General features: G+C 72.8%; 6 protein-coding genes. All 6 read right to left on the bottom strand.

Annotated elements, in window-relative coordinates; translation table 11 throughout:
• Positions 1–35: 35 nt before the first annotated feature.
• A complete protein-coding gene (locus OG819_RS40815; RefSeq protein ID WP_266654212.1) occupies positions 36–4,937 on the bottom strand; it encodes a hypothetical protein in 4,902 nt (1,633 codons plus the stop codon).
• Complete coding sequence (locus tag OG819_RS40810; protein WP_266654210.1) at positions 4,934–5,815, bottom strand: DUF4132 domain-containing protein; 882 nt, start codon at positions 5,813–5,815, stop codon at positions 4,934–4,936. The genes OG819_RS40815 and OG819_RS40810 overlap by 4 nt, the downstream gene beginning before the upstream one ends.
• 106 nt (positions 5,816–5,921) lie before the next feature.
• Entirely contained in the window at positions 5,922–7,949 is a 2,028-nt protein-coding gene (locus tag OG819_RS40805) for a HEAT repeat domain-containing protein (RefSeq protein WP_266654208.1), read from the bottom strand.
• A 117-nt stretch (positions 7,950–8,066) separates the two neighbouring features.
• A complete protein-coding gene (locus tag OG819_RS40800) occupies positions 8,067–8,642 on the bottom strand; it encodes a TerD family protein (RefSeq protein WP_266654206.1) in 576 nt (191 codons plus the stop codon).
• A 121-nt stretch (positions 8,643–8,763) separates the two neighbouring features.
• A complete protein-coding gene (locus OG819_RS40795) occupies positions 8,764–9,444 on the bottom strand; it encodes a response regulator transcription factor (protein WP_266632385.1) in 681 nt (226 codons plus the stop codon).
• A complete protein-coding gene (locus OG819_RS40790) occupies positions 9,444–10,874 on the bottom strand; it encodes a histidine kinase (RefSeq protein ID WP_266654204.1) in 1,431 nt (476 codons plus the stop codon). Before OG819_RS40790 ends, OG819_RS40795 begins: the two co-directional genes overlap by 1 nt.
• Between the last annotated feature and the right edge of the window lie 209 nt (positions 10,875–11,083).

Here is an 11,083-nt window from a genome sequence, read left to right as displayed (position 1 = left end):
CACCGTCATCCCGCTCTTCGTGTTCCGCCCGCCGCTCATGCCCTGCCTCCACTACGGCCGCCCCGGCCACCTCCGCCGCCCCGGCCACCGCGCCCGGCGAACTCCTCGAACCCGGGTGCGTCGCCGTCGACGACCCTCTGCCAGGCCCGCGCGAACAACGCCGGCACCGGGCAGTCCGGCACCACGAAACCGTGTCCCGTCTCCGGCAGCAGCGGGGCCTTCCAGCGCTCGAGGGGCAACCGCGGCGCCTTGTGCTCCAGCCAGCCGCCGGGCAGGAACTGCGCTCGCCCGGCCCTGGACCGCTTCGCCTCCACCACCAGCCCCGCGGCGGCCATTTCGGCCCTGGCCCGCTTCAGCCGCGCGGGCTTCCAGCCGGTCCAGGCCGCCTGGTTGCGGTCCGTCGGGTCCGGGAGCGCGAGCAGCATCAGATAGAGCCCGGCCGCGTCCTCGGAGAGCCCGCACCGCTGCGCCGCCTCGGCCACCAGCTCCGGCACGCTGTGGGCCGGGTTCTGCGTGGCTCCGGGAGGGCCGTCCGCCGTGATCAGGGCGGTGAACTCCTCGCTCAGCAGGGTGCGCAGCGACCGCAGTTGCCCGCTGTCCCGGCTCAGCGCCGCGAGCAGCCGCAGCGCCGGGTGATCGGGTCCGCCCTCCTCGCCCGCCTGCGGCAGCACGGCCGACGGCCTTAGCCATACGGTGTCCCACTCCGAGCGGTGCCGCATCGGCGCCAGCACGATCGCCGGGCCCGCCCGCAGCACGCCCTCCGCGTCACCGCCCCCTTGGGCGGGCAGCCCGAACGTCTCCCGTATCCGGGTCGACACCATGTCCCCGTCATGTCCCCAGGTCACCCCGAGGTCGAGCAGCAGTCCGGGGTCGGTGAGACGTTCGCGGAGCATGCGCAGGGTCTCGGGCAGCATCGCGCGCAGCGGATCGCCGTACGGGAGCCGATAAGCGAGCCAGCGCAGCATGCTGACGTACGCGGCCAGGGTGGAGCCGGTGAACAGGGCCGGCGCGTCCAGCGGTTCGAGTCCGTTGCCCCGCATCCGCTGCTCGGTGCGACCGGTCAGCTCAGGGCGCGCCTGGGGGTTGAGGACGGCGTCGAGCATCCGGCCCGGACCGATCTCGCTCACCATCCGCGCGATCAGCTCGGGCGGCGCCGCCCGCCGCTGCCCGCGCCGGTCGATCCAGAGCCGTACGACGGGCTCCAGGTCGAAACCGTCGGTCCACAGTCGCTCCATGTGCCCGGGATCCAAGGGGATCAGGGCGGCAGCGAACAACTGCCGCTCCCCGACCGCGAGTTCGCTGAGTGCGCTCCGAGCGGCCTGCGCCTCCGCGCTCTTCGCGCCCAGCGGCTCGAGCCGCTCCGCGGGCAGGAGCCCCTCCTTGCCGTACGAGTTGAGCCCGGGCAGCCCCAGGAGCAGCAGCGCTCCGGCCACCGCGCTCACCCCGACCCGCTCGGCGAACACCCGTGCCTGCTCCGGCCGGTAGGGCAGCGGTCCCCGCTCCCTGACGAGCGCCACCAACCGTCGCACGGCGGGCGCCACCGTCTCGTCCCCGGACGTGCCCCGGATCTCGGACTCGATGAGCGCGAAGCCCTCCCAGGGACCGAACTCGCCTGCCGGGTCGTACTCGACGGCGCTCCAATACGCGTCGTCCGCGTCGACCCTCTGGCAGGACAGGATCAGCAGTCGCCGGTCGCCCGAGGCCAGTACCTCCCCGACCCGCTCCGGCCGCTCCGACCGGGAGGCCTTGAGCTGCGCGACCCGCAGCCGTCCGCGGGGATCGACCAGCACGCCGTCGCCGACCGACAGGACGACGTCGAGGAATTCCAGCAGCGCGGCGCGCTGGTCCTCGGGCGTGGTGGGCGCGGCGGCGCGCAGGGCGGCCGCCGCCGTGCCGGGACCGGTCAGTGAGAGCCAGGCGACTCCGGTGCCGACGAACGGGAACTTCGCGGGCGGTGTGCCCGGGGCCAACAGCGAGCGCAAGGCCCTGAGCTGGTCGACCGCGGTGGTGGCGTGCTGCTCGTTGCCGTAGTAACCGTAGAAGTGTCCGGGAGCGGTGAGCTCGCGCAACGCCTCGCGCAGGACGTGGTCGTACGCGTGCCGGACTTCCTTCTCTTCGTCCCGCGGCATGGCGACCGGCCGCTCGGCCCGCTCGGCGAGCCTGGCGATCCGCTGGGCGCAGCGGGCCGTCTCCTCGACCAACCCGGCCACGCCGAGGGCGAGCCGCTCGTCGGTGACGGCGGGCAGCAGCCGGGCCACGGCCTCCCGCGGGCTCTCGCCGTCCCGGACGGCGGCCAGCAGGGCGGTGGCGTCGGCGTCGGTCACGGCCCGCAGTGCGGCCGAGCCGTGCTCGTCGCGCGGGCGCAGCGCGTGCCAGTACCACAGCGGCGGCAGGAAGCGGGTGCCCGCCGCGTGTGCGCTGCCGCGGTCGCCCAGCTGGACGCGGGCCACCGACAGGCCGTCTTTGTCGCACAGCGCGACGATCGTGCGGTTCCAGCCCTCCTGTACGGGGTGTAGGAGGGCGCCGCCCGGCAGGCGCAGGGGCGGGGCCGGAATGCCCTTGGTGGTCGCCGGACTGCGGCTCCCGTCGACCGAACAGGCCGTCCAGGCACCGGAGTTCTGATCATGCGTCACCCACCAGCCGAGCAGCCCGTCCTTGCTGCCGAACGGTGAGCCCTCCAGACCCGGCTGGACCGGCAGCAGCCGGCAGTCCGGCTGGGTGAGGACGATGCCCGGGCGGGCGTCGGCGAGCGCCGAGTCGAAGAACGCCGGTACCGACGCCCGGCCGCGCTTGGCGGTGGCGGGGTCGTACTCGTGCCAGTGGTTCTCGTGCAGCACCCAGTACGAGATGCCGTCCGAGGCGATCTCGCGGTGCTGCTCGGCGAACGTGGTGTCCCCGGCGTGCACGGGCCGGCCGCCGAAGCAGCGGCCTCCGTCGGGCAGCGCGAGCGACACCGGGTGGCCGCCGTACCAGCCGCCCGGCAGGCCCGTCGGCTTGAACACGTCGGCGGGGCGTCCGGACCAGACGGCCCGCTGCTCGTTCCCGTATCCGGACGCGATGAGCCACTGGCCGTCCACATGACGCACCGTCGGCTCGCCGTACTGGCGCCCCTGGGACGGCAGGGTGAGCGTGCGCGCGTCGAGCAGGACGTCGGGGCCGGCCAGCGCGACCTGGGTCTCGACACGGACGATCAGCGCGGGCCAGGCGTCCGCGTACTGGTACGACCGGCCGTGCTGGTGCTGCCACGGGTGCGATCCACTCGGCGGGGGAGTGACCTGACCAAGGGTGTCCAGGGCCTCTTCGAGTGCGGGCCAGCCCAGTTCGTCGAGGATGCCCGTGCGCAGGGTGCGGCCCAGGACCGGGCCGGGATCGAAGTCGACGATCCGCCGGACGGCCTCCGGTGCCGTCGCCAGTGCGGCGGGTGCCGAGAAGCGGGAGACCTTAATCAGCAGCTCTTTGAGCCCCGGCAGGCCGATCGGCCCGGCCAGTTCGTCGGCACGGTCCCGAAGCCAGCCCGCCACGGCCGTGCGCAGCGTCGGATGGTCCGCGAGCCGCCGCACGCGTGGCGAAGGCCCGGACCCCGGTCCGTCCCCGATCGACAGGCTCTCCACCGCCCTGCGCAACAGGGGAGCGAAGCGCGGGTCGGTGGTGACCGCGGCCAGGTCCCGGCGGCCCGGGCGCTCGTCGTCCGTCCAGTAGCGCAGTTCCAGGCCCTCGGTCCCCGGCGAGGGGTCGGCGACCGGCACCCCCGTCGCGAGGGCGGTGTCCAGCAGGTCGAGATCCACGTAGGAGTTCCAGCCCTGCTCGCGCAGCAGTCGCACCGGCTTGCCGTCGGCGATCAGCCGGGGCGCCAGCCGCTCCACCAGGGCGAGTTCCTCGACGAGCCGCTTGCGCTGCCGCCAGCCGCGCTGACGGTGCCGGTCCCAGGAGCTCAGCCAGTCCGCCGCGTCGACCGTGCCGTCGAGCAGCAGACCGGTCGCCCCGCAGGCGTCGAGCAGCGCGAGCCACGCCGCGTCGAACTCCTCGCGCTGATCACCGCCCGTGGACGGCATCAGCGTCAACAACCGCTCCCGTACCGCCGGATCCTCGTGCGTCAGCTCCGCCAGAGCGGGCAGCGCGGACTTCCAGAAGCTCCCGGCCGCCCGGTTCATGGCCCCCGAGGGGAGGATCTCGGCGAGCAGCGCACGCTCCTCGGCACGCGGATCGAGCCCCGCCCTCTTCGCCAGCCGCCGCAGATCCTCCAGCATGCCCGCGTAGGGGGCGATCCCGGCCGCGCAGCGCTGCGACGACAGCGTCCTGAACTGCTCGTACGCGTCTGCCCCGGACAGCCGCGCCGCCAGCCCCTTGGCGTGGTCGCGCAGCGCCTTCCCGCTCAGCGCGCCCGCCCCGGCGAACTCCAGGAACACCTCCCGCAGCCGGTCCTCGTCCACGTCGAGGGCGTGGCGCTGCTCGGCGGCCCGGGCCTTGCCGAAGAACGACGCGGCGTGCTGGCGCGACTCCGCCGCCAGGAACAGCCGGGCTACCTGCTCGTAGTAGGTCGGCAGGAAGTGCGGCACCGAGCGGTCCAGCCGGGTGCCGATCTCGTCGAAGCCGTCCTTGGCGTGCCCCGGCTTGCTTGCCACCATGCGGGTGAGCCGCTCCATCTCCTTGACCACGGCGAGCGCATGGTGCCCGTTCACCGGGTCGTTGACCAGCGCCCAGGCGGGGAAGCCCAGCGACCGGCGCTTCACCCGGCCCACCGGCGCCGAGTCGGCGGTGCCGAAGCCCAGGTACTCCAGGGCGAGGTCCTCGGCGGCCCCGATCGCCTCGGGCACCAGCCGCACCACCGTGCGCCCCTCCAGCACGGGATGCCCGTACGTCCGTGCCGTCAGCACGTCGCCGGCACCCTCGCCCAGCGGCAGTACCGCTCCCGACTCCATCAGCTGATCCCCGCTCACAGCTCCCCCTCCTCGTCCTCGCCGTTCACCACACGCCCCGCGTACACCAAGGCCGCCATCCGAACCCCCTCCGACCAGGCCACCGGCCCCACCTCCCGCAGCGGCAGTCGGCGTCCGCCCGCGGCCCGCCACTCCAGGCCGCCGGTGCGGGTCTCGGACTCCGGGTAGTCGGCGCCGATCCAGTACGCCGCCTCCACCGCGACCCCGCTCTCGATCAGCGGGCACACCGCGTACCCGCCGCGCACGCGATAGCCGTAGGAGCCCGCCCGTGCCGTCGCGTGCCGCAGTTCCTCGAACTTCCCGCCGGCGTAGGCGCTCCACTCGAACGCGGCGCCGTCCCTCTCGTCCGGCCGCGGCCAGACCTCCCGGAACAGCTGGCCCGCACCCTGCTCGACGCCGAGCTCCGCGGCGAACTCCCGCAGCTCCTCCAGGTCTTCGAGGAGCACCGGATGGGGTATCACCACCGTCCGCGCCGTGAGCCGGACCGAGTCGCCGTCCAGGTCGACCACGCCGAGGCCCTGATCCGGGTCCGCGTCCCGCAGGAACCCGGCGCTCTCCAAGGAGACCGTGCCGTCCGTGTTCACCGGTGCCACCACCAGGTCGCGCAGCGCCGCCTGCCAGGCGGCGTCGGGCCACACCCGGGCCAGCAGGTCCGTCGGCACGGGCAGGGAGCGGACGATCCAGGTGTCCACCTGGGAGCGGCACTCCTGCTCGTGGCGCTCCAGCCACTCGGCCAACTGCCGCAGTCGGATGACCTCCACGTCGTCCCGCAGCTTCCCGGGCACCTGCTTCAGCGTGCGCCCCGCCGCGTTGCGGCACCGCACCTGCGTGCCGTCCAACGTGACGGCGTACCCACTGGATGTCTCGATCCAACCCATGACAGGACCCCTCCCGAACCCACCTGCCGACGATGGTGATCACAGTAGGGGAGGGGTCTGACAATGCCCCGAGGCGTTGTGCTCAACTGGCCTTGAGCTGCGGTTTCTACGCGGCGTCCAGGGCGGCGCGGCAGGCACGCAGGAGCTGTTCGTCCTCGTCGATGTCATGGCTGCCGTATCCGCCGGCGCGCGCCTGGTGCCGCCGGGGTGTGGCGAGTTCCGTACGGAGCAGATCGTGGGCGGGTGCGCCCGCCGGACCCATCCGGGTCAGACAGTCGGCGAGGACGGCGTGGGTGTCCGCGTTCTGCTCCCAGGCGGAGCGGAGCGCCGGGAGGACCGGCCCGGGATCCCCGGCGATGTCCCACAGGGCGGCCGTGGCGATCGCGCGCCGCCACACCTTCCCGGAGTCGGCCATGCGGCGCAGCGTCGGCAGGGCGGGTCGGGCCGCGGGCCCCAGTCGGCCCAGGGCCTTGGCCGCGTTGCGTGCGTGGAGCGGGTCCTCCACCAATTCTCTTCGCAGAGTCGGCAGTACGGCCTCCGCGTCTCCCTCCACCGACCAGAGGGCACCGGCCGCCGCTACCGCGCATTCCCCGTCCAGCAGCTCGCGCAGGGCCGGTATCGCCTCCCGAGCGTCCGGGCCGCATCCGCCGAGCGCGTCGGCGATCGCCCGCACGAGCCACCCCCGGCTTCGCAGCCCCTCCGGCACACCGTGCAGCAGCCGCAGCATCTCCGGTACCGCCGGGGCGTGTTCCAGCCTGCCGAGCGCGAACAGCAACGGCACGGCGCGGTCGTACGTATCGAGCGCGTCGAGGGGAAGCTCGCCGAGCCGCTCGCGCAGCAGTGGAGCGAGCGGGGCCGCCGCGGGGCCCAAGTGCTGGACCTCGTAGCCCGTTTCGGGCGGCACGACCGGACCGTCCAGCACCTCGGCGAGCGCCGCCACCGCGCGTGGATCGCCGGCCCTGGCGAGCGCCTTGAGCGGGGCGGCGAGGGTGGGTACGCCGCGCTCCCACTGGCGTACGCGGTGCTCTGGACCCATCGCCACCAGGGCGGCCAGATGGTCGCTGGCCGGGGTGGCCAGACCGAAGAGGGACTCCAGGACGGAGGCCGCGGCGTCGCGCAACCGCTGCTCCTCCGTGCCGAGCTGATCGCCGATCAACACGACCAGCTCTTCGTAGGAGCCCCGCCATTCACGGAAGAGCCCCGCCGACATCCACACGGCATTGCACCGGTCGGCCGATTCGGCGCTGGTCAACTGACCCTTGAGGAGGGCGATCCGGTCGGCCGTCCGGCTGCCGAGAGCGGTGTGCAGGGTCCGCAGGAGATGACCCCCCTCTTCGTCTGCGGGGCGCAGGCGTCGCAGGTGGCCGATGAGTGTGTCGGTGTCGGGCCGCTCGGGCTGGTCCGGCACCCGAGGGCGTCGCGATCTGGCCCGGAGCAGCGCGACGACGGTGGGCACGAGGTCGGAGGGCAGGCGGTCGGGCGCGCAGCTGGCGAGTTGGCCGAGCGCGGCGAGCCGCAGCCCGGGGTCGTGCGGAGCGGCACAGAGTTCGACCAGGCACTCCACCGCGGGAGCGGCGGACGCGGTGTGCAGGCGCGCGAACAGTCCCAGGCCCTCGGCCAGGGCCGGCCGGACCTGCTCCTCCTCTTCCTCCTCGAGCCGTCCCGTCAACAGTCCCAGTACCCGCTCCGGTTGGCCGAGGAAGCGCACAAGCGCCGTCGGTGCCGCCCGGCGCACCTCCGGGTCCCGGTCCGCGAGCAGGCCTATGAAGGCCGTCGCACCCGCCCGTATCGCCGTCCGGGCCATGGCGTAGTTGCCTTCGGCGCCGTCCTCGCCTTCGAGCGGACCGTCGTCGAAGGCGTCCCCACCGCCGATGCTGACGAGCAGCTCCACGATGCCGCCCCGGTCGGGGAGTTCCGAGTGCCCGACGAGCTCGAACAGGAAGGGGACGCACGCGAGCGTCGAGTCGTACACATCGCCCTGGTGATGCACGGCCCCGTACATCCCGTCGAGCGCTCTCTCACGCTCCTGCGCGCAGGAGGAGGCCAGTCCCCGGAGCAACTCCGGGACGTCCTCGGCACTTCCATAGGCGTGTTTCATCGAGGCCCAGCCGACCTCGTCCATCCCCGCGAACACAGCGTCCTCCCCAGGCGTACGGCAACTCATCGCGAGTGTGCACCACGGCACTGACAGTCACGGGTGCCATGGGGGCGTGTTGCGGACGGGGGGTGGACGGGGATCCGGCGGGACGCGTCAGACTCCGACGCCGAAGTCGGAGGCGATCCCGGACAGACCCGAGGCGTACCCCTGGCCCACCGCGCGGAACTTCCACTCCGCGCCGTTGCGGTACAACTCGCCGAAGATCATCGCGGTTTCGGACGCGGCGTCCTCCGACAGGTCATAGCGCGCGAGTTCGGTGCCGCCGGCCTGGTTGACGACGCGGATGAACGCGTTGCGGACCTGGCCGAAGCTCTGTCCGCGGGCGTCGGCGTCGTGGATCGAGACCGGGAACACGATCTTGGCGACCTCGGCCGGTACGCCGGCCAGGTTCACCTTGATCGACTCGTCGTCGCCCTCGCCCTCACCGGTCAGGTTGTCTCCGGTGTGCTCGGCCGAACCGTCCGGGCTCTTCAGGTTGTTGTAGAAGACGAAGTGCTGGTCCGAGAGGACCTTGCCCGACTCGTCGACCAGCAGCGCGGACGCGTCGAGGTCGTAGTCGGTGCCCGTCGTGGTCCGCACGTCCCAGCCCAGGCCGACCAGGACCGCGGTCAGGCCCGGCGCTTCCTTGCTGAGCGAGACATTGCCGCCTTTGGACAGGGAAACTCCCACGCTGCTCTCCTCCGTGCTGCCGTCGGCCGGGTGACTGGACACCCGGTGCTGGATGGATCGACATCAGAAACTACATCACTGTAGAAATTGAGCGGGAGTTGCCGACGGAAAATCGTCGGTCCTACGCGCTCTCCGCCACGGTGCCGGGTGTGACCAGGCCCGTCTCGTACGCCGTGACGACCGCCTGGACGCGGTCACGGAGGCCTAGTTTGGCGAGGATGCGGGCGACATGGGTCTTGACCGTCGCCTCGGCGAGGTGGAGGTGAGCGGCGAGTTCGGTGTTGCTCAGGCCCTGGGCGAGCAGACGCAGGACTTCGAGTTCGCGCGGGGTCAGGGGGGCCAGGTCACGATGGAGCGCGGCCGTCTCGGGGGACCGACGGGCATGGCGTTCGACCAGGCGGCGGGTGATCGCCGGGGCCAGGAGCGCGTCACCGGAGCGGACCAGGCGGACGGCGGAGACGAGGTGCTCGGGGGTGACGTCCTTGAGGAGGAACCCGCTGGCTCCGGCGGTCAGTGCCGCGTACACCAGGTCGTCGAGATCGAATGTCGTCAGGATGATCACGCGAGGTGGGTCGGACGCGCCGGTCAGGATGCGGCGAGTGGCCTCCAGGCCGTCGAGTTCCGGCATCCGGATGTCCATCAGCACCACGTCGGGGCGGGTGCGACGGACCGCCTCCACGGCCTCGGCGCCGTCGGCCGCCTCCGCGACCACGTCGATGCCGTCGGCCATGAGGATCATCCGGAAGCCCGTACGGGCGAGGGTCTGGTCGTCGGCGACCACCACCCGAAGCGGTGACGTCATCACGCCTCCAGGGGGATCAGCGCGGTGACACGGTAGCCGCCGGTCGGACGTCGTCCGGTGTCCAAGGTGCCTCCGTACACGGCCAGTCGCTCGCGCAGACCGAGCAGGCCGCGGCCGTTTCCGGTGGTCGTCGCGGAGGCGTCCGGGGTGCCTCCGGTGTCCTTGACGTCGACGCGGAGGCGGTCGGCGCCGTACTCGACCGTCACTGTCGCCTTGGCGCCGACAGCGTGCTTCACCGTGTTCGTCAACGCTTCCTGCACCACCCGGTACGCGGCCAGATCGACCCCTGACGGCAGCGCACGGGCCGGCCCCGTCATCGTCAGTTCCACGGATACACCGGATTCGCGCACCCGTCCGACCAGGGACTCCAACCGGTCCAGTCCCGGCTGCGGCGCGAGATCCACCGCGGCGGCCGGTTCCGGCCCCTCGGCCTCCATCGTCAACAGCCCTATGGCGTGCCGCAGTTCGGCCATCGTCGCCCGGCCCCCCGCCTCGACCGCGAGCAGGGCCTCGCGGGCCTGGTCGGGCGCGACGTCCATGACCTTGCGGGCTGCCCCGGCCTGGATGACCATCACGCTGACGTTGTGGGTGACGACGTCGTGCAACTCACGGGCGATTCGGGCGCGTTCGTGCTCGGCGGCGCGGCGCAGCTCCGCGGCCCGCTCACGTTCCAGCGCCGACATCCGTGCCCGGCTCTCGTCGGCCCGCAGCTTCCACATCCGCAGCCCGCTCGCCGCCACCACGAGCGGGACGAGGATCAGCAGCGTGACGTACTGGGTGGGCACCGTGGGCGGCACGTACCGAGAAGTCGGCCCCGAGGACATCGATGTCCCGATCGTGGCGACCGAGACCGCCGTCACCGGCAGACTCGCCAACGTGGCCACGCGGTAGGGGCCGTATGCAGCCGCGCTGTAGGCGGCGACGACACACGGGTAGAAGACGAGCCGCTGCGCGTCGTGCGGTGTCAGCGCCGCGGCGCCCGTCACGACCCACAGCACGGCCAGTGGGTAACGGCGGCGCAGCGCCAGGGGCAGCGTGGCGACGCCCGCCAGCGCGAGCGCCACGATCACACTGCCCGTCTCTGTCGAGCCGACGAACGGGGCGATGCCGTCGTGTGCGTGGCGCACCCGACCGGCACCGGATTCCACGGCCCACTCGGTCAAGGCGCCCGCGAGGACGAGCGTCAGCATGACGTCGAAGGCGAGGTTTCGGCGGGTCGGTCGCGGGAGCGGACCCGTCTGAAGGCTCAGGTGCTCGAGGGCCGTGCGGAACGGCCGGGAGTGGGTGAAGAGGCCCTTGCGCAGGCCGATCACCCGCTCCAGCAGGTGCCTTGGGCGCAGGAGGCGTTCCGGCGGTTCGGCCGCGTCCGACCGCGGATGGTCCAGGACCCCCACCGGGTCGGGCGCGGAGTGCCCGATCGACGCGTTCATCACCGGGCCATTCTCGCCGCGCGCCGCCCACCGCGGCATCCTCCTTGCCGACCCCGGCGCGACCTGCCCCTACATCGCTCGCCTACATCGCAGGGATGACCCGGTACGGCTTCATCCGGACGCGGTAGCGGAAATGACTCGGCCGACCGACGCGCCCGGAGCGGCGGCGCGCCTAGCGTCCGGGCAGACCGGCCGACCGGCGGGCGGGA

Source organism: Streptomyces sp. NBC_01549, from assembly GCF_026339955.1.
Classification (GTDB): domain Bacteria; phylum Actinomycetota; class Actinomycetes; order Streptomycetales; family Streptomycetaceae; genus Streptomyces.
This window is presented reverse-complemented; position numbering and strand designations above follow the sequence as displayed.

Bases quoted from the DNA above. Each gene is read 5' to 3' on its own strand.
- OG819_RS40810 (WP_266654210.1), bottom strand. From the start codon at position 5,815: ATGGGTTGGATCGAGACATCCAGTGGGTACGCCGTCACGTTGGACGGC.
- OG819_RS40795 (WP_266632385.1), bottom strand. From the start codon at position 9,444: ATGACGTCACCGCTTCGGGTGGTGGTCGCCGACGACCAGACCCTCGCC.
- OG819_RS40790 (WP_266654204.1), bottom strand. From the start codon at position 10,874: ATGAACGCGTCGATCGGGCACTCCGCGCCCGACCCGGTGGGGGTCCTG.